This window comes from Echinicola vietnamensis DSM 17526 (assembly GCF_000325705.1).
In the GTDB taxonomy this organism is placed as follows: domain Bacteria; phylum Bacteroidota; class Bacteroidia; order Cytophagales; family Cyclobacteriaceae; genus Echinicola; species Echinicola vietnamensis.
This window is the reverse complement of record NC_019904.1, coordinates 3,710,316-3,729,977: the sequence shown is the minus strand read 5'-3', so window position 1 is coordinate 3,729,977 and position 19,662 is coordinate 3,710,316. Positions and strand designations below refer to the sequence as shown.

15 protein-coding genes are annotated in these 19,662 nt (G+C 45.4%); 4 read left to right on the top strand and 11 right to left on the bottom strand.

The window, feature by feature from the left end; genetic code table 11:
• Positions 1–333 precede the first annotated feature (333 nt).
• Together ECHVI_RS15215 and ECHVI_RS15210 are read right to left on the bottom strand one after the other, a co-directional pair.
• A complete protein-coding gene (locus ECHVI_RS15215; RefSeq protein WP_015266909.1) occupies positions 334–1,182 on the bottom strand; it encodes a glycerophosphodiester phosphodiesterase family protein in 849 nt (282 codons plus the stop codon).
• Between the two features lie 12 nt (positions 1,183–1,194).
• A complete protein-coding gene (locus tag ECHVI_RS15210) occupies positions 1,195–2,508 on the bottom strand; it encodes a purple acid phosphatase family protein (RefSeq protein ID WP_157501447.1) in 1,314 nt (437 codons plus the stop codon).
• A 157-nt stretch (positions 2,509–2,665) separates the two neighbouring features.
• Here ECHVI_RS15210 and ECHVI_RS15205 point away from each other — a divergent pair, with 157 nt between their 5' ends.
• Entirely contained in the window at positions 2,666–4,003 is a 1,338-nt protein-coding gene (locus ECHVI_RS15205) for a PhoPQ-activated pathogenicity-related family protein (RefSeq protein WP_015266907.1), read from the top strand.
• Between the two features lie 264 nt (positions 4,004–4,267).
• A complete protein-coding gene (locus tag ECHVI_RS15200) occupies positions 4,268–4,870 on the top strand; it encodes an alpha-ketoglutarate-dependent dioxygenase AlkB family protein (RefSeq protein WP_015266906.1) in 603 nt (200 codons plus the stop codon).
• Between the two features lie 158 nt (positions 4,871–5,028).
• Here the strand turns inward: ECHVI_RS15200 and ECHVI_RS15195 are convergent, their stop codons facing one another.
• From ECHVI_RS15195 to ECHVI_RS15160, 8 genes are all read right to left on the bottom strand, one after another.
• A complete protein-coding gene (locus tag ECHVI_RS15195; protein ID WP_015266905.1) occupies positions 5,029–5,646 on the bottom strand; it encodes an HmuY family protein in 618 nt (205 codons plus the stop codon).
• 104 nt (positions 5,647–5,750) lie between these two features.
• Positions 5,751–8,057, bottom strand: coding sequence for a TonB-dependent receptor plug domain-containing protein (locus ECHVI_RS15190; protein WP_015266904.1), 2,307 nt, complete (start codon positions 8,055–8,057; stop codon positions 5,751–5,753).
• 131 nt (positions 8,058–8,188) lie between these two features.
• A complete protein-coding gene (locus tag ECHVI_RS15185; RefSeq protein WP_015266903.1) occupies positions 8,189–9,247 on the bottom strand; it encodes a hemin-degrading factor in 1,059 nt (352 codons plus the stop codon).
• 1 nt (position 9,248) lies between these two features.
• The gene (locus ECHVI_RS15180; protein ID WP_015266902.1) at positions 9,249–10,064 is read right to left on the bottom strand and encodes a heme ABC transporter ATP-binding protein; all 816 of its coding nucleotides are present in this window, start codon (positions 10,062–10,064) and stop codon (positions 9,249–9,251) included.
• The gene (locus ECHVI_RS15175) at positions 10,061–11,134 is read right to left on the bottom strand and encodes a FecCD family ABC transporter permease (RefSeq protein ID WP_015266901.1); all 1,074 of its coding nucleotides are present in this window, start codon (positions 11,132–11,134) and stop codon (positions 10,061–10,063) included. Before ECHVI_RS15175 ends, ECHVI_RS15180 begins: the two co-directional genes overlap by 4 nt.
• 21 nt (positions 11,135–11,155) lie before the next feature.
• The gene (locus ECHVI_RS15170; protein WP_015266900.1) at positions 11,156–12,025 is read right to left on the bottom strand and encodes a heme/hemin ABC transporter substrate-binding protein; all 870 of its coding nucleotides are present in this window, start codon (positions 12,023–12,025) and stop codon (positions 11,156–11,158) included.
• Between the two features lie 195 nt (positions 12,026–12,220).
• Complete coding sequence (locus ECHVI_RS15165) at positions 12,221–12,436, bottom strand: hypothetical protein (RefSeq protein ID WP_015266899.1); 216 nt, start codon at positions 12,434–12,436, stop codon at positions 12,221–12,223.
• A gap of 66 nt (positions 12,437–12,502) precedes the next feature.
• Positions 12,503–13,465 (bottom strand): helix-turn-helix transcriptional regulator, encoded by a 963-nt coding sequence (locus ECHVI_RS15160; protein WP_015266898.1) that lies wholly within the window; start codon positions 13,463–13,465, stop codon positions 12,503–12,505.
• 533 nt (positions 13,466–13,998) lie between these two features.
• On the opposite strand from ECHVI_RS15160, the gene ECHVI_RS15155 reads away from it, so the two are divergent.
• Complete coding sequence (locus ECHVI_RS15155; RefSeq protein ID WP_015266897.1) at positions 13,999–14,934, top strand: hydroxypyruvate isomerase family protein; 936 nt, start codon at positions 13,999–14,001, stop codon at positions 14,932–14,934.
• 111 nt (positions 14,935–15,045) lie between these two features.
• Here the strand turns inward: ECHVI_RS15155 and ECHVI_RS15150 are convergent, their stop codons facing one another.
• On the bottom strand, positions 15,046–16,371 hold the full coding sequence (locus tag ECHVI_RS15150; protein ID WP_015266896.1) for an MFS transporter: 1,326 nt from the start codon (positions 16,369–16,371) through the stop codon (positions 15,046–15,048).
• Between the two features lie 256 nt (positions 16,372–16,627).
• On the opposite strand from ECHVI_RS15150, the gene ECHVI_RS15145 reads away from it, so the two are divergent.
• Entirely contained in the window at positions 16,628–19,645 is a 3,018-nt protein-coding gene (locus ECHVI_RS15145; protein ID WP_015266895.1) for a SusC/RagA family TonB-linked outer membrane protein, read from the top strand.
• Positions 19,646–19,662 lie beyond the last annotated feature (17 nt).

Genomic DNA, 19,662 nt, shown 5'->3' with positions numbered 1-19,662 from the left:
TATCGATGGGTAAATATGTTCTTCTCCTCCTTTGGTTGCTATTGGGCCACGGATGAACGCTGATAAACACAAATAGGATGCTTAAGGCGTTACAAATCCGTGGTATGGTGTATGATGTAAACTCGAAAGTTAGCCCCAAAGGGGCGGCACATTTGGAAATGGTTGAATTGATGGATTGTTTCATGGTAATTTGGGTTAACGTACATCATTCATAAGACTAACTTCAAAAAAGAAACACTAGCTGAACAATAGCCGTCTTTTAAACCATTAATTACATCTTTTTAACCAAAAATCTTATCCATCATTTGATTAAAGGAATTAAAATAGTAAAAATTACTCATCCAAAGATTCTCTTACGCTAACCCAAAATTCGGGCAAGTCCGTCTGTACCATATTGGCTCCTTTTTCCAACCATTTACATGATGCCTGCACGTCAGGAGCCCTCTTCAAAGCCTTATCGCGATCGCCAAGGGAATTGATCCAAATCCTCAAACCATGTTTATTGGCCAATTTGATGGTTTTAGCAGTATAAAAGCTGGGATCTATATGGATGGCCACTGGATCCAGTCGCTTCACCGCCTTTTTAATATCATTCGGCTTATATGCCCGGGGCATCAGGTGGGCTCCATCCAGCTTATGGCTTATTCTTTCCAGCACCTCCCAATCGGCATCGAAAAAGATCAGCTGATCTATTGCCCCTATTGCTTTTACCACCTCAACCACTTCATCGATTTTATCGGTCTTCATGTCCATATCCACCATGACCTTTCCTTTGCACAGCATTAGGGCCTCCTGTAGCGTAGGAATGGACTGATCGGTCACTTTGCCCTGGTGAAGCAATTTCAGGGAATGAATGTCCCCATAATCCAACTGCTCTATATCCCCTATTCCCGTGGTGGTCCTGTCGATCGTTTGGTCATGCATGATCACCGGAACACCATCGCGCGTCACACGAATATCCAATTCTATAATGTCCACCCCAATGGTAATGGCTTCCTGGATCGCTGCCAAACTGTTTTCTGGATAGTGCTGATGGGCGGCCCGATGAGAGGCAACCATCAAATGGTCACTGTGTAAAAAACGCTCTTGGATGGCTGCTACCTGTCCATGACAAAGCGATCCACAGCTCATTAAGGCCAGTACCGCCCAAAAATAAATCGGTCGTATCTTTATTCGATTCATCACATGCATGGGTTACGGTTCCCCTACCCGCTCTGGGCTATCTGGGATCTGATTGATCAATTTATTTTTTCCTGTGGCGTCCTTTTCAAGGGTAAATGCATCATAAAGCTCTCCTGTAGCAGTTAGAGATTGATATTCAAGTCGATCGTCATGGACATTTATCCATTGGAAAAGCTGTGTCATATAAGCCCTTCGATCCATCCAGGGATCATCGCCAATCTCATACATTTTTGGGCCGCTTACGGAAACCACATACATCGGCCCCTCACCCAAAACTTCCTGACCGTTTTGTGTGGTCACGCGTCCCCTGGCGTAGGCATGATCATGCCCTTGCAACACTAGATCCACCTCATATTCCTCCAAAACAGGTTTAATGTACTCCAACATATCTTCGTTAACACGGTTTGGTTTGGTGGAATAAATCGGGTAATGAAAGGTGATAACGGTCCATTTTTTAGGGTTATTTTCCAAAATATTCCTTAGCCATTCCACCTGTGCCATTTTCTGGGCAGGAATCTCATCTATCTGCTCTCCATCCAATGACACCACCTTTAGGTCGGGGTAATTGATTTCATAGGCCATCTCTTCCAGCCCCTTAGGACCATTTTCTGGCAAATTAAACTGCGGTTTCCAGTGTTTTGACAGGATAACTCCCTTGGCATATTCGTGGTTTCCGGGCGTCATCATAACGGGGACAGAAGCATGAATAAACCCTCCCGCTTCAAACCATCCCCCCCACTCGAAATCCGCATCTTCATGATTGATCAGGTCACCGGCGTAAAGCATAAAATCTACCCGTGGAAATTGAAAACTAGCTTCACGAATAACCCTGCTCCACTTGGAAGCGACATCATTTTGGGCATCGCCAAAATAGAAAAAGCTAACTGGACCCTCCTTCTTGGGCATTTTAAATTGGTACCACTCACTCCAGACCTTATCAGATCCCACGCGATACACATACACCTGACCGGGAGTCAAGCCGTTCAAGTCTACCTCATGATAATGGGCCTCGATGGTGGGTTCATCATCTTGCTGGGTCTTCAGGTAGCTTGTCTTTGCGGCAATGGTTTGGGCATGCTCACTAAACTCAGGCCCAGCAGTAGCAATAGCATACTGCAAATATGAAGTGGACTCCATGGTGCCGGTTCGCCAATTTACCCCTACCGTTTCCAAGGGATTTTCGGCTAAATTGAGGATGATGCGATCCGGCTTTACGGTAGGCAATAAATGGGCATTTTGCGATAAGTCCACCGTATCCCATGCTGATAGGATTGTCCCGAATGCTTGCCGTTGGAACCCAAAGGACAACAACAATAACGCACTCATTACCAATGGTTTTGAGCTGATCATATTTTACTTTTGACTTGTGGTTTATAATTATTTAAGTAATTTTACGCTGTCTTCTTCTTTTTAAGCGCCTTACACTAATTAAACTTTGGACCGGCCCTTTTGGGCTATTGTTAGTTATTAATTTTATATGAAGATGCACCGTTTACATCATGGACTGTTAATCGTTTTATTTGCTTGCTGCTTATCGGTTCCTGGCTTTACTCAGGAAAAGCATGCAGCCATCACCAATTTCCTCTCCTCTCCTTCACCCGAGTTTACGGTGGAATGGGTGGATGAAATCGGTTTACCTCATCAAACCCAATATGAGCTTCTATTGACTTCGCAGGAGTGGAAAGGCTATACTTGGAAACACCGCCTGGTGATACTGGTACCTGAACGAGTCCAGTACGATCAAGCCTTGCTTTACATCGGTGGAGGACGGCTGGAAAACAACCTGCCCAAACAGCGGGACCGTGACGATGCGGTCGTTAAAGGGCTTGAAAACCTGGCCGTGGACAATAATGCAATCGTGGCGGCCATCTTTCAAGTGCCCAACCAGCCCATATTTGATGGAAAGGTAGAAGACGAAATCATTAGCTATACCTTACACCAATACCAAGAAACGGGAGACGAAACCTGGCCCCTGCTCTTCCCAATGGTAAAATCCGTCCAGCGTGCCATGGATGCTGTATCGACCTTTACAAGGGATGAAACAGGCCATGAGGTTCATGATTTTCTATTGACCGGACTTTCCAAAAGAGGTTGGACTACGTGGCTGACCGGAAGTCAGGACGATCGGGTCAACGCCATTGCCCCCATGGTAATCGATGTACTGAACATGCCTGTCAGCTTACAATATCAAATAGAAATGTGGAAAGATTACAGTCCAGAAATTCAGGATTATGTGGACTTGGGCATTCCACAAACGTCCAATACTCCTGAAGGAACGGCGACCATCTCCATGGTGGATCCCTATGCCTACCGCAATCAATTGGACATGCCAAAGCTAGTCTTTATGGGCACCAATGATCCTTATTGGCCCATCGATGCGGCAAAAAACTACTGGCATGAAATCCCTGGAGACAATGACTTGGTATACATTCCCAATGTGGAACATGGCTTGGGGGATGGCCAAATTGCCCTGCAAAACCTCAGTGCCTTCTTCGAATATCAATGTCTGCAGCAAGCCCTACCTCAAGTGAAGATGGATGTAAGCAAGTCTGGCCAGAAAAAGCTGACGGTCTCCTGTAGTTTTCCATCCCACGTCCCAGATAAGGTCTTGATTTGGGAGGCCAAATCACCAGAAGACATGGATTTCAGGGATGAAAAGTGGAAATCAAAATCCGTTAAAAACAACCAAACCAAGGTCACCTTACCCAAGAAAGGCCAGAAAACGTTTTACATTGCCTATCACTTCACCAGTCCATTAGGGAAACCTTATTACATCTCCAGTCAAATCGTCCGCTGTGATGCTGATGGCGTGATCAAGTGACAATAGGTGCCAGGAAGTTTGGCGTGATGTGTCATTAATCCGAGGTCTTGACTCCCTGCCCTCCGGGAGGCGGGCGCTCGACCTGACATACTGAAGTGTCACCTTGAGTCCTTCGGCACTTCTACTAGCTCAGGATAAACGAAAGTCGAAAGGTTATTTTATGACTAACTTAACACCAGTATTTCCAGCTATCCCTAAAGTGCACTACAAAAAACAACTTATTAGCACCTTTGGGACTTTCTGGCCAAACGGCTACATTTAGCCATGGATTTATTTAGCCAAAACAGCCTGCCCAATATTTTGCCTTTTGATGGCACGGTACATTACTATGGCAAAATCTTTAGCCAAGAGCAATCCACTGATTATTTCGATAAGCTGTTCCATCACATCGAATGGAGACATGATGAGGCCGTGCTTTATGGCAAGCATTACGTTACCAAACGCAAAGTAGCTTGGTACGGAGATAGCCCCTTTGAATACCGCTATTCGGGCACGACAAAGCAGGCCCTTCCCTGGACGCCGGCATTGAAAGAACTTAAAGCCATAGTGGAGGCTAAATCCGGCAACATCTTTAATTCCTGCCTGCTGAATCTCTACCATGAAGGCAGCGAAGGCATGGCTTGGCACAGCGATGGGGAAAAGATGCTTGGCGATGATCCCATCGTGACTTCCCTGACCTTTGGTGCGGAACGCAAGTTTTCCTTCAAACATAAAACCACCAAACAGACCGTTAGCCTGATCCTTGAAAACGGCAGCTTGCTTGTCATGCGGGAAGGTTCCCAGAAAAACTGGCTCCACCGCCTTCCTCCTACCAAGAAAGTCACCCGCCCAAGGATCAGCCTCACGTTCCGTCGCATTATTGAGTAAGATTGGGAGATTATAAAATTGGAAGATTTTAAGATTATCGCTGTCGCGGATTTATAATCCATGATGACGGATACTGGGGATTTGTAATCCCCCATAAAAAAAAGTGGAGCCAAGAGCTCCACCTTTTCCGCGAAAACATATGTCAAATCAAGTTACCTTTAGAAAGTCGTTGTTCCGTTTGGCTGAAGGACGTATCGGAAGGTATAATGATACATATCCTTGAGTTCATATTCTTCTGCGGGTGGATTACCTTTAAAGAAACTTAAAATCTCCATTTTAACGTAATTCCCTGAATTTGTTTGAAAGATGAGAACAACTGCCGCTTTTGGAGTGACAAAGTGTGTACTCATATCATAGTTCCACCACCCTGATTGCATACCGTTAGGAATTGCATTCATTTCTTCAGTATCAACAGTTAATTCCACATCATCAGATAAAACTTTAAGTTCCTCGAACACGGTTCCAGATAATAATGCTCCCTTTACATTTCCGTTACCGTTGATGCCCCCATTTACAATTATCTCTGTTGATTTGAAAGCGATGTCCCAGTCCTCATCTTTGGAATCGACCACTGTACTATTTTCAAAATTAAAATACACATAATCATACTCTTGACTATCGTCAGACCCAGGATTACTATTAGGCGCAAAAAGGTCCTCAACCAAAACCGCTTCCAATTCTCCTTCTACTTGTGGTTCGGTGTCATCATCATTGGTACAGGCAGCAAATAGAGGTAATGCCATCATGGCCAGCGCTATAAAGTTTACTTTTTTCATGTTTATAAATTGTTTAAATGTTGCAAGTTTTGAACGTTTTCTTGTTGGAAGGCCTGAAAGTTGCAGGCTGCCTTGATCATTCTTAATTCTACATTCTTAATTCATTATTCCCCAATCAACCGATCCAGCGATGCGGTGACCCGGACAAAGTAAGTCCTTCCGGGATTGGTGCTGTCATATTGGTTGAGGGCATCGGTGATGTTCCTTACACCCGTTTCTAGCCTTATGCCTCTGTCAAATTCTTTATACAGGGTCAAATGCAATTGCATCAGGCCATCGGCATATTCCGAAGGGTCATCCAGAATCTGGTTGCCATTGATATCGCCATAACCGTATTTTCCGCGATAAATTCCCCGCAGGGCTACATTGATCCCGCTGTGTCTTTCCCAGAAATTCACCTTCACATTGCCACTATGCCGGCTGCGATTAAACAAACCACCATAATCTGATCTTTCTACCCTTCTGGTCTGATTTTGGGCATTCCTTTTGAAATATTCTCCATTTTTGATTCCCTCGATCACCTCTTCATCACGGCTGTCCAGGTACACATAGCCAAGGGAGAATCTCCATTGACTGCCCAACCGGTAGTTGGCTTCCACTTCTGCTCCTTGTGTGATCACCTCGTTGAGGTTGATGTAACTGTAGACATTTCTGCCATTGGTCAACCTGGCCACTGCTGCAGTTTCGATGAGGTTGGAAATTTGGTTTCTATAGAAGTTGGTATTCAACAGCAGGTCGTCTGTCAGCTTCCAGCGAAAACCGGTGTTTATGGCCCAGCTATTCTCCGGCTGCAAGTCCCCAAAGGAAGACGGATCCATCAGCAACTGCTGCACCTGGCCCTGCTCCTCCAACTGTCTTACCCCTTCTTCCACCAACATGGCCCCATAGACATAATAGCCCACTGCTGCATTATTGAAATTGAGCAAGAGCTGACGGAAGTCGGGTGACTTAAATCCTGCGCCCACGGAACCTTGCCAGCTAAAGTTATCCGAGAACGCATACATCGCGGCTATCTTGGGACTGATCCTCCCAGCATATTCACTGTGCAGGTCTCCCCGGACTCCTGTCACCACGTTCCACTTCTTGGTGGGATTCCATTGGTGTTGGAGGTAAAGGTAGCCGGAGTTGAACCGGTTATTGTCATCATACCTGGTAGCATCCACTGTTTCGAGTTGGTGCCCCACCCCTATGGTCAGCAGCTGCTTTTCATCCAATCTGAAATCGGTCTGCATTTCTGTCCGGTGATAGCGCTGGCTAAAGTTTTCCTCGTCCACCACTTCCCCTGTTTCGGCAAAAACAGTGTTCGAATGGGTATCATACAAGGTGGTCATGTTCCGCAGGGTAAATGTCCAGTCCGTGTTGGGCTTGAAGCGAACAGAAGGGTTGATGTTAATATCCCTGCTGTCTCCTGCCATATCAGCTGTCAAGGTCTCACCGCCGGAGCTAACACCGATAACGTCCTGGTAATCGTCTTTATAGATTCTGCCGTTAAGGTTAAATTTCCATTTTTCTCCCAGGGACTTGCCAAGTTTTAATTGCCCCGTCTGGGCTTTATGGGGAGCCTTGGTCTTCCCTATATTCTCTGTGTTCAGGTCATAGCCTTCCGTAGAAAAATAATCATAGTATCCATACACATTCCAGCCGTTGGTATTGAGTCCTACTTCAGCTCCTAGATCCAGTGAATTAAAAGAGCCATATTGGCCGATCACATTGGCACTGAATCCCTCTCGTTGCTTTTTGGTAATGATATTAACCACCCCGGCCATGGCTTCACTGCCATAAATCGCACTGGACGGTCCGCGTAGGATTTCGATCCGCTCGATATTGCTTACACTGATCCGGTCCAGGTCAAAGGTACCGGCTGTCCTACCGATCAACGGCTCTCCATCCAAGAGAATCAAAATATACTCTGAGTCAAGTCCTTGCATCTGAAGCCCCGTGCCATGATCAGCCACCAACTGCAGGCCTGTCTGCTCACCTAAAATATCCGAGAGCCTGAATGCCCCGGTTTCACGAATCTTTTCCTGGGTCAAAATGGTCACTGGCATCGGTAAATCTTCCACACTCCGGTCCGTCCGTGTAGCGGACAGCACATACTCATCCATCTGTCCAAGGGACTCCTTCAGAACTACCCGGGGATTGTTCATCAGCTCGCCCACTGTCAGTTTCAATTGCTCGAAACCCATGGCATAGATCTCCAACTCTACGGATGCCGAATAAGCGGAGATATCGACTTTAGCCTGTCCATTGCTATTGACAGACAACACCTTTCCATCACCTATCTTGATGATGCCATGGGTAATGGGACTGCCTTTTACGTCCTGAATCAGAATTTCCAAGGGCTCCTTTGAAGCAAAGGAAACCAGACTGATCAAGCAAAACAGCCATGTACATGTAATTTTTTTAATCATTATTAACCCTAGTAAATTTTGCGGTCAAACATCCATTGCCACTGTCTCCATGAGGGTTTTTGAGCCCCGGGCCTTCTGCCCGGGGTTATCAAAACAACTCAAAAAGTAAAGAGACAATCACAAAAAATGCTTTATAAGGATCTTTTAGGTAAGGCATCCATCAGTTTCTTCCAGGCAGCATTTTGGGGGATGCCTGGCTTACGGAGCCCAAAATACTGGGCGATTAATTCACCCGATGGGTCAAACAACTCCAGGGAAGATACCACGCCATCATCGGTATTTTTATGCACCACCCAAGCTTCATCGATCGTATCCTCATTCAAGTGCATCACAAAATCCGGATCCATGACATTGAACCAGTTATCGATTTGGTGCAGGTTTTTCACCTTTCCCTGATGGATCTGGATATTGCCGCGGTTACCGGCAAATACCATGATGGGCAGTTCCTGTTCGGCCGCTTTTTCCAGTATATCCCTCACCACCAATCGATCTACACGATAGGCCCACTTATCTCCAATCTTCCGGAGTGCTTCTTGCCGATGGAGCTTGTACCGCTTGAGCATTCCGAAAAAGGCATGCGTATCTTTCATTTCTTCCCATTCCTTCCTAAAAGCGGCTTCGTCTATATCCGTGGTATATTCAGGAACCTCAATCGCTTCAATGTCAAGATCCGCCATTTGGTCTAAGGCTTTGTATTCGTTTTTAAGCTGCTCAAAGACATCTTCATTGCTTTCTTTTTGCAGATAAATTTTCATGATGGCCTGCCCTGCCTGGTCAAAAAACTGGAAGCTCTTCATCAAGCCCCGCACTCCCTGAATTTCAGCGGCAAAGCCAAATTTCCAGTTGCTAAAGAAAATACGCTGCTCTATCGGGCCTATCACTGTGGCCACCTGATGTGGAGCAGACCCATGAATGCTGATTTTTTGGAAGGTCCCTTTGTGCTCAAGCACACATCCCTCTGATCTGGTCAAGGCCATTATCCTTCCTAAATCCCGACATTGCAGGATAAAATCCGCCCAATTCCCTTCCAGTCTCACCACCCCTTCGCCAATGGACGTAGACAATAATTCTGCCTCGGAAACCCCTAACTTTTTAGCGGCTTCCCTGATCCTTACCTTGGAATTATGATCCTTAAATTGTTGGTATCTTTCCTTTATATGTTGTGCTGTTTTAATTTCCGTATTCATCATCTTAAGCAGTTTTAAATGAAGCGTATGTGTGATTATTTGATGTTGTTTCTGAGGTAATGACCACTTGTTTTTCGTCCATCGGATGGGACATCACGGAGATGGGATGCCCATAAACATGAGAAAGCTTAGTGGCTGTCATGATGGCACTAGTGGGACCAAATCCCACTACTTTCCCATCCTTCATCAACATGACCTTGTCGGAATATTGAGCGGCCAAGTTCAAATCATGAAGGATGGTCAATACGCCAATATTCCGTTGACGCAGGAATCGCAACAGCCTTAGCACTTGATGCTGCTGGGCAATGTCCATGCTGGAAGTCGGCTCATCCAATAACAGGTACCGCGCATAAGGCTTGTCTTCCCAAATCTGCAAAAGCGCCCTAGCCAAGTGGACCCGTTGCCGCTCTCCTCCGGACAATCCTTTAATCATCCTTTCCCGCAAGGCAGCGGTTCCCGTAATGTCCATTACTTCTTCCATGAGTTGATCGGAAGACGAGTGGGGATCGTGCGCTAGCTTTCCGAGGGCAATTATTTCTTCCACCGTATAGGGAAAATTGACCGAAGAATGCTGCGGCATCACCGCCCGATATTTTGCCAATTGCCTTGGCTTTAGCTGCTGTAGCAGTACCTGATTGATGGAAATCTTGCCCGTATCACAAGTGTTCTCCCCGCTCAACAGCTTCAGCAGGGTGGACTTCCCCGCTCCATTTGGTCCAAGGATCGTCAACACTTCTCCAGGATAAATTTGGAGATCTACCTGGTCCAAGATGGGACGTTTCTGGATGCAGAAATGAATATTTTCAGCACTGATCATCATAGGACACGTTGCTTTTTGAAATTCATGAGAATGGATATAAAAAACGGGGCACCTATCAACGCGGTGATAATGCCAATTGACAGCTCCGCCGGAGCCACCACGAGCCGAGAAACAACGTCCGCCACCAGCATCAATATCGCTCCGAACAGAAAGGCCATCGGCAAAAGTATGCGATGGTCTGCTCCCAAGAGCATCCGCACCAAATGGGGCACCACCAATCCTACAAATCCTATGGCACCCGTCACCGAAACGCCTGCTCCTACCGCCAAAGCACTGAAAAAGAGCAGCAGGTGTTTTACTCGCTGCACATTGATCCCCATATGGTAGGCTTCGGCCTCTCCCACCGCCAAGGCATTGAGCGACCTGGGGAAGGACAGCATCACCACAGTTGACAAGAAGATGAAAACACCCACAATGTACACTTTGGACCAAGATGCTCCTCCCAGACTGCCCAAGCTCCAAAAGGTGAAGTTTCGAATAGCATGGTCGTCCCCATAGTAAATGACTAGCCCGATCAGTGCCGCAGATAGCGCATTGATCGCTACCCCGGCAAGGATCAGGATGGAGATATCGGTTTTGCCGGCCTTACTGGCTAGTCTATACGCCAAAAAGGTATTTAACAAGCCTCCAGTAAAAGCCGCCAAAGGCAAAGCAAATGCACCAAATACAGATTGCAACTGCCAACCGATGGAACTAGAAAACACAATAACAATTACGGCAAACAAGGCACTGCCTGAGCTGACACCTATAATGGCCGGCTCCACCAAGGGATTCCTGAACAATCCTTGAAGACACGCTCCGGCCACGGCCAAGCTTCCCCCTACCAAGACGCCCAATACTACTCTCGGAAACCTTATTGCCCACAAAACGGCCATTTTTTCAGCAGCTATCCCCTCTTTCGATGCAAAGCCAACCTTGGAAGCCAGAATCTCCGCCACTTCGTTTATGGAGATGGCATAGGCTCCTGTCACCAATGAAAGCAGCACGCACATCAGCAATAACACAGCCGACGCTGAAATAATCATTGACCGATGCTTGCTGACCGTTTTGTAGCCAAGGGATAAGTGCATATTGCTAAGGTTACTTTATGATCAAGGATGGGTTTTCTCAAACAATTCTATAGCCGCCTGCCCTAATCGGGGACCAAAACTGGACACATAATGTCCATCCATTACGACGAACTGATCCTTCTTCCAAGCGTTGGTCTCCGTAATTCCCTGAATGGCACGCAGGCCTTCCTTCCCACCAGAGGCTTGGAAGCCCGACTCAAACATCAGGATATAATCTGGATTCAGAGCGGGCAATGCTTCTGGAGTCAACGGTTTCATGCCCTCAAAATCTACCTCAACAGGCTGACCACCGGATAAGGCTATCATGGCCGAGGCAAAAGTATTTTTCCCGGCCAAAAAGACCATTTCTGGCCCTCTGGACATGATAAAAGCTACTTTTGGCTGGGTGTCATTTTCGGCTTTTAGCCCCCGTAAGGTTTCCAAATCCTGCGTCAACTGCTCTATTAATCCTTCAGCCCTTTCCTTTTCCTCAAGCATTCCTCCTATTTCCTTAATAAGTGCAGCTGCCGCTTCTTCGGATTGTGGTTTAGGAAGAACCGTGACCTGTTTACCGCTGTTTTGTAGTTGGGTCACTACATCTTGGTTGAGGTAATGTTCTTCCACTAGAATCCAATCCGGATTAAGCGATAAAATTCCTTCAGCTTGAATTTGATTTCTATAACCGATGGAGGGCAAGGTTTGCATTTGCGAAGGATATGTACTGGTACGGTCTGTCGCTACTATGGCATCTCCATGCCCCAAAGCATGGACAATTTCAGTGATCGTTCCTCCTGCCGTAATGATTTTGGGATCATCCTGCTCTGGTGTTGCCGTCACGTGCTCACGGTTCCCTTTACTGCTACATGCCACGGTCAATAGCAGGACAAAAACATAGGCTATATTCTTTCTCATTATTTAGATTAATTATAGATAACATTGCAAATGTATATCTATTTAGACTTAATCCAAATAAATTATAATTGATAATATTTATGAGATTTCTAAAATCATCACCCTATTATGAATTCTAAAAAGCCATAGCTTTACCCTATGAGGCATTTAATCAGATTAATTTTGGTAAGGAGTGGGGATCAAGCCAGTGAAAAATCAATCCTCCAATGCTTTACAAAAATACCCTCTCGACAAAAGGAAATATTCAATCTGTTGGTCGTCATATTGATCGGTGACCACCCGAAGGATATTGTCACAATCTTCAAGGTCTACGTTCCAAGTGGCCTCTTCACCTAAAAAATGATTCATATCCGATGCGATATTATCCAGTTCCGACATGCTTTTAATGGATGTTTTAAAAACTAAAATCATAGGGTTCATCTTTAAAATCAGGTAAACGATAAGACAAAAGAAACAATCACCAGTGACAGCCCTATGTCAGGAGCTTGGAATTTTTTTAAGCCTCTCCCACTTTTCTTGCAGTTTTGCACTCGCCTTATCTTTAACATGTTCTGGAGAAATGATATCAGCATATTCGGCAAACATGAAAAACCACCTGATAAAATCGTCCTCGTAAGGAAGCATAAAAGTCATTTCCGTTTGGTCGCCTTTGTCAGACTGGTACACTAAACCATAATCATATTTGTCCCCATTTAAGTACGGAACTACCCGATTATCCACCTGAACCACAATCTTGGTCAGTTCTTTTTGGTTTTCCAATTCCTTTAAATACGCCTGCAAAGTGGGATGTTTGTCTTCATAGTGTTCTCCTGATTCCACCAACTTGACAATCCGATCAATCCGAAAAGTCCTGTAGGCCTCCCGAAGCCTACAATATGCGATCATATACCATTGGTCAAAATAATAATAAATCCCCATCGGCTCTATAGCTCTCCACGATGGCTCGTCCTGGCCAGTGGCTTGGTAGTCCATCTGGAGTACTTCTTTTTTCACTATACCCGACAGGATCGTAGGAATGGTTTTCGGCCGATCATTTTGCAAAAGACTATTGGGGCGTTTTCGGATGGCAATATGGGATTCTGCCAACTCATATACATCCTTCTCTGCACTTCTCAACACCGATCTGATCTTATACATGGCTTCCCTAAAATGGCCTGCGCTTTCTTTATCGGTAAGCTTTTCTACCATCTTTTCGGCCATGACAAACGCCATGGCCTCCTCTTGGGTAAACATCACTGGCGGAAGCCTGTAGCCTTCCAAAAGAGAATACCCTGCCCCCGCTTCACCAATGATCGGAACACCCGCTTCTTCCAGCGCCCGTATATCCCTATACACGGTCCGCAAGCTTATATTAAATCGATCTGCCAAATGTTGCGCCTTGACCAATCTTTTGGTCTGAAGGTGTGTCAAAATAGCAGTCAAACGGTCAATTCTATTCATCGCCTTTTATCCATAGTTGGATGTTAAATTTACCACTTTTTACAATGGCATGTAGCCTTCACCATCTTCGAATGATAGAAAGTAGACACCAATTGTCTCAATTATATCATCATAAGCTCATAGGAGCCTTGCATTGGTCAAATGATCACGATGGAGGTATAATGCCCTTTCCGAAAATCAGGGCTAATGAAGGCTAAAAAAGGTAGTTGACCTTGGTTCAAATCCAACCGTGGAAGCAAAGATTTCTTCAGGGAACCCCATTGCATCCAATAATTCTATTTTTCGGTGTTGGTAGTCATTACATTGAAGGTTAGTTGACTATCACCAAAACCTCTCAAAAAAACGCTTTTACCTACCTATTCTACCATAACTTTTATAGGTTTACAGGAATTAGCAACATTAGACACCTGTACACCCTATCATCCATGAAATAAAGCATCGATATACAGACCATTGATAAAAATTAATTTGCCTGTCGTTAGGACAAATCCTATATTCGTTAGCTTTTGATTAAAACTAAAACACATTAACAAATGAAAAACCATCATAACCCTAGAAGGACTTTTTTAAAAAATGCTGCACTGGGCAGTGCTTTGGCGACACTGACCAGTGGAGCCTCTTTTGCCCGCACGAATCCAACACCCCATGTGCCCCAAAAGTTTAATTTAAATTACGCTCCCCATTTTGGTATGTTTAGGAATCATGCTGGTGATGACTTGGTAGATCAAATTAACTTTATGGCTGAACAAGGCTTTCCCGCATTGGAAGATAATGGGCTCATGAAACGTTCCGTAGAAGACCAAAAGCGTATCGGGGCGGCCTTGGAAAAAAACGACATGACAATGGGGGTTTTTGTGATCGACCCCGGGTTCAACTGGGAAGTGGCCTTGACGACGGGAAAAGAGGAGTACAAGGAAGCATTTGTAAAAGAATGCAAGAAGGCCGTAGAAGTGGCCAAAATTGTCAATGCAAAATGGATGACAGTGGTACCGGGATATTTTGAACGGAATCTTCCACTTGACCAACAAACCGCCCATATCATTGATGCCTATAGATTAGGAGCAGATGTTTTTGAACCACACGGGCTGACGATGGTGATGGAACCGCTCAGTGACAATCCCCACCTTTACCTCCGACATTCCAATCAAGCCTATATGATCTGCAAGGCCGTGGCCAGTCCAGCTGTCAAAATCCTTTACGATATTTATCATATGCAGCGAAATGAAGGTAACCTCATCCCCAATATGGAGCTTTGCTGGGAGGAAATTGCCTATATCCAAATTGGTGACAACCCTGGCCGGAAAGAACCTGGCACAGGTGAAATCAATTATCAGAATGTCTTTAAGTGGATTCATGAAAAGGGATTTACCGGCATCTGTGGGATGGAGCACGGCAATGCCCATTCTGGAAAAGCTGGTGAGCAAGCCCTTATAGACGCGTACCACCAAGCTGATTCCTTTATTAGCTAAGCTAAAAACCCTTCTTCACTTCCATCGTATTGCTTCTTCCCATCTCCACTGGAAGAAGCAATACTTTCATTCTTTGTTCCATTAAGGTCTCCAGATTGCTGCCGAAGTGAGCTATGAACGCACGCCGATCTTGGGCACTAAAAGATGAATGATCAACCAAGCCAGCAGGTAAGCGGATGACGCGATGATAAAGATTGGGAAATACCCCCATTTTACCAATATGATCCCTGCAAAGGCTGCAAAGATGGTCCCTCCTATTCCTCCCACCATTCCTGCCAAGCCCACTACCGATCCCACTACTCTCTTTGGAAAAATGTCGGAAGATAAGGTGAATAAGTTTGCGGACCAGCCTTGGTGAGCCGCGGCTGCCAAAGCCACCAATACCATCGCAACGTATACATTGGCGACTTTTGCTGCAAAAATCAAGGGAACCACCAACAAGGCGCACAGCAGCAGCGTGACTTTTCGGCTCTTATTTAGCGACCAGCCCATATTGATAAACTTGCCCGATAACCAACCAAAAAACACACTGCCCAGATCAGATGTGAAATAAATAAAGATAAAGGGAAGCGCCAGTCCCGTCAGGTCAAGTTTGGTTTCCAAGGCCTCATTGCTATTAAAGAAATCCGGCAACCAGGTGAGGTAAAACCACCAGATCGGATCCGTCAAAAACTTCCCCAAGGCAATCGCCCAAGCGCCTTTGGTCTTTAGCAAGTCTTTCCAGGGGACTTTTTCAGCTTCGTGTTCACTTTCCTCGTCAGCATGAATATGTTCCTGCTCATCTTGGCTCACTTTCGGGTGTGCTTTCGGCGGTTTGTAAATCAAAAGCCAACAGGCCAACAACACCAAGCCCAATAATCCAGTACAAAGAAATGACCATCGCCACCCCAAATTCAATATTAAGGCCGGGACAATCAAAACCGTTGCCATGATTCCTACATTGGCTCCGGCGTTATAAATTCCGGTGGCAAAAGACCGCTCCTTTTTGGGGAACCACTCCGCGATGGTTTTGATGGCCGCGGGAAAATTGGCGGATTCCCCAAAGCCGAAAACAAACCTCGTAAAGCTAAGCCCTCTAAAGCTGCTGACAAATGCCGTGACAATTCCTGCAAGACTCCAAATAGCAATAGCGATACTGTAGCCTTTCCTGACCAAAACCCGATCGATAAAATATCCCATCAATACAAAACCGATGGCATAAGCAAATTTAAAACTGGCATCGACATAACCCATCAGGATTTTGAATTTACCGATCAATTCACTGGATAGGGCTGTCGTATCCGAAACACCTAACATTTCCCGCCGAAATCCTTCATCAATCATGGTAAACGAAAGGACATTCCGGTCGATATACTTAATAGCAGTAGCCAAAAAAAGCAAGGCCACAATACGCCACCGATATCCTTTAATAATACTATTTAATTTGATTTTAACCATTTCCTTTCATTATTTAGAATGGACCATGTAATTATTCATCGATGATATACTCCAATTATATTATTTTGAAACCGTCCATTTATGTTTTTACAAAACATTATTTACGAAATCGATTCCGTAAATAAAATATAATATCACCTTGAATTCAGTCAATAGTATCCCTAATTTATATCATCCCTAATGTATCTATTTCAAAAAGCAAAAGATCATTAGAATATTTAAACCCTTTTAATGATTAACATTAAACCAAATAACTATGCAAACCAAAATTTACTTTTGGGTGGGGGCACTTGTGTTCCTGCTATTCCTTTCCGGGCCTATTCTGGCCCAAAATGTACAAGTCACTGGGACCATTACCGATGAAAACGGGATGCCTATTCCAGGCGCAGCAGTCTTAATCAAAGGCACCAGCAATGGCACGGCCGCAGACATCGATGGAAAATACACCATTTCGGCCAGTGCAGACCAAACTTTACAATTTTCCTTTATTGGCTACAAGACTACCGAGGTGCTCGTCGGCAATCAAACCACCATTGATGTCGCTTTAACACCGGATGTGTCAGACTTGGAAGAGGTGGTGGTCGTGGGATATGGCTCCGTCAAAAAAAGTCAGCTTACCGGGGCCATTTCTTCAGTAAGCTCAAAAGAAATTACCGACCAGCCCATCACCGATGCCCGCCAGGCATTGCAAGGGCGTTCGTCTGGGGTGGACGTCACCTCCCCTGGCAGTAAGCCCGGTGCTGCTCCCCAAGTACGGATACGGGGCAGAAGATCCTTTAACGCCAGCAATGAGCCGCTCTACGTGGTAGATGGAATCCCCATCGCCGGGGGCATCAACGACATCAACCCAAATGACATTACGTCCATGGAAATCCTAAAGGATGCCTCTGCTACGGCCATTTACGGTTCGCGGGGCGCCAATGGCGTCGTGTTGGTCACCACCAAAAGGGGGACTACAGGCAAAACGGTAGTTTCCTTGGATTCCTATTATGGTTTCAATGAATCACTAGGAACGATAGAAGTGTTTAACGGTCCCGAATTTGCCGAATACAAACGTGAGTCGCGCAGGGCTACGGGGAATTATCCAGAAGGTCCTGCTACCCAAGAGGCAGACGAAGCCCTATTTGAACCTGTAGAGCTGGAAGGCATTGCTGCGGGAAGAACGACCGATTATGTAGGAGCCCTCACCCGGACAGGTGCCATCCAAAGTCATCAATTATCGGTTTCCGGAGGAAGTGAAAAAACCCAGTTTTTTGTCTCCGGAGGCTTCTTTCAGGATAAAGGCGTGGTCATCAACCAAGACTACACAAGGTATAACTTCCGTGCAAACGTTGACCATAAAATCAACGATAAAATCCGCTTTGGGACCTCTACGTTAGTTTCTTACAGCGAAAGAAACGGGGAAAACTTCAACCCGATCGGTGGTGCCATGCAGGAGAACCCACTCGGCAAGCCTTATGATGAAGATGGAAACCTTATTTTCCTGCCCACCTCTGACGGCCTCAGGACCAACCCCCTAGCGGAAATCGTGCCTGGCGCCATCATTGACCTTACCAAAAGGTACAGGATATTCAACAGTATTTATGCAGAGTGGAAGATCATAGACGGTCTGACGTACCGGGTAAATTTTGGTCCGGACATCACGATCGACCGAAACGGCAGGTTTACAGGTTCGCAGACCAATTCCAGAAGAGGTGGCGATCCCATAGGCAGTGTGAATGAAGATTTCAGGTTTAACTACACATTGGAAAACATCATTACCTATGACCGAACATTTGGCGAAGACCATACCTTTAAATTCACCGGTCTCCAATCCATCCAAAAGGATAATTTAGAAGAGACTTTTCTAAGTGTCCAAGGTATTCCCGCCGAAAGTCAAAGCTATAACAGGCTCGGGGACGCCAGCCAAATCACCGGAGCCAACACCAATTTGACCCAATGGACCCTGCTGTCCTTCATGGGGCGACTTAATTACAATTTCAAAGGCAAGTACCTCATTACAGGTACCTTAAGAGCTGATGGATCCTCGAAATTTGGAGAAAACAATAAATTTTCCTACTTCCCATCCGTGGCAGTGGGCTGGAACATTAGTGACGAGCCATTCTTTAAAGCCAGTGAAACATTTGACCAACTCAAGCTAAGGGTAAGTTATGGATCCATCGGTAACCAGGCCATCGATCCTTATCAGACCCAACCGCTATTGGGCAGAAGTACTTATGCTTATGAAAACAGCCCTGCATTCGGGTATGGTCCCAATACCATTGGCAATCCGGACCTTCGATGGGAAACGTCTACTACCCTAAACACGGGCTTGGATTTCTCCTTAATAGCAGGTCGGATCAGCGGTAGTTTGGAATATTATGTTACGACTACCAAGGACCTCCTGGCGCCACAGCCTTTGCCCAACTCCATCGGCTTTGGAGGTTATACCACCAATGTAGGCAAGACCCAAAACCGAGGTGTTGAGCTCACCATAAACAGTGTCAACATAGACAATAGCAATTTCACTTGGACAACAGACTTTATTTTTAACCGCAACAGAGAAGAAATCCTAGAGCTTCCAAACGGCGATGATATTTCTGCCGGACGATTTGTGGGAGAAGCGTTAACGGTATTTTATGATTATAAGAAAATCGGCATTTGGCAGACAGACCAGGCGGATATTGCGGAATCTTACGAAGACAATGTCGGAGAAATCAGGATAGAAGACATCAATAATGATGGCCAAATCAATGCAGATGATCGCCAGATTCTGGGCTCAGCAGTACCGGATTTCGTGTTGGGGATGACCAATAGGTTTTCCTATAAAAACATTGACCTATCCTTCTTTATCTATGGTCGATTCGGTTCCATGATCAGAAGTCGTTTCCATGACCAATTTAACGGGCTATACGGCCGATACAATAACCTCGCCGTGGATTATTGGACTCCAAACAACCCCACCAATGAATTTCCTCGTCCTAACCAAAACCAGGAAAGCCCCAAATATGCAAGCTCTATGTCCTATTTTGATGGGACTTTTATAAAAGTGCGGAACATCAATGTGGGCTACAACTTTCCAGATAAAATTGCTGGGAAGATCGGTATGAGCAGTCTAAGGCTTTACAGTAGTATCCAGCAACCTTTCATATTTGCTGAATACCGCACCAAGCACAAGGGCATCGACCCTGAGGTTTACTTGGATGGTGATCAAGGAGCTGGCGCTGGAGAAGTAAATGCCAATATCTCACCGGCCGTTACTTCCTTTACTTTTGGTATAAATGCAAAATTTTAATGAGGATTTAAAAGAAC

Coding starts and splice junctions, on each gene's coding strand:
- ECHVI_RS15215 (WP_015266909.1), bottom strand. CDS start 1,182: ATGAATCGAATAAAGATACGACCGATTTATTTTTGGGCGGTACTGGCC.
- ECHVI_RS15150 (WP_015266896.1), bottom strand. CDS start 16,371: ATGGTTAAAATCAAATTAAATAGTATTATTAAAGGATATCGGTGGCGT.
- ECHVI_RS15170 (WP_015266900.1), bottom strand. CDS start 12,025: ATGAGAAAGAATATAGCCTATGTTTTTGTCCTGCTATTGACCGTGGCA.
- ECHVI_RS15205 (WP_015266907.1), top strand. CDS start 2,666: ATGCACCGTTTACATCATGGACTGTTAATCGTTTTATTTGCTTGCTGC.
- ECHVI_RS15145 (WP_015266895.1), top strand. CDS start 16,628: ATGCAAACCAAAATTTACTTTTGGGTGGGGGCACTTGTGTTCCTGCTA.
- ECHVI_RS15180 (WP_015266902.1), bottom strand. CDS start 10,064: ATGATGATCAGTGCTGAAAATATTCATTTCTGCATCCAGAAACGTCCC.
- ECHVI_RS15155 (WP_015266897.1), top strand. CDS start 13,999: ATGAAAAACCATCATAACCCTAGAAGGACTTTTTTAAAAAATGCTGCA.
- ECHVI_RS15200 (WP_015266906.1), top strand. CDS start 4,268: ATGGATTTATTTAGCCAAAACAGCCTGCCCAATATTTTGCCTTTTGAT.
- ECHVI_RS15185 (WP_015266903.1), bottom strand. CDS start 9,247: ATGATGAATACGGAAATTAAAACAGCACAACATATAAAGGAAAGATAC.
- ECHVI_RS15175 (WP_015266901.1), bottom strand. CDS start 11,134: ATGCACTTATCCCTTGGCTACAAAACGGTCAGCAAGCATCGGTCAATG.
- ECHVI_RS15210 (WP_157501447.1), bottom strand. CDS start 2,508: ATGAGTGCGTTATTGTTGTTGTCCTTTGGGTTCCAACGGCAAGCATTC.
- ECHVI_RS15165 (WP_015266899.1), bottom strand. CDS start 12,436: ATGATTTTAGTTTTTAAAACATCCATTAAAAGCATGTCGGAACTGGAT.
- ECHVI_RS15195 (WP_015266905.1), bottom strand. CDS start 5,646: ATGAAAAAAGTAAACTTTATAGCGCTGGCCATGATGGCATTACCTCTA.
- ECHVI_RS15160 (WP_015266898.1), bottom strand. CDS start 13,465: ATGAATAGAATTGACCGTTTGACTGCTATTTTGACACACCTTCAGACC.
- ECHVI_RS15190 (WP_015266904.1), bottom strand. CDS start 8,057: ATGATTAAAAAAATTACATGTACATGGCTGTTTTGCTTGATCAGTCTG.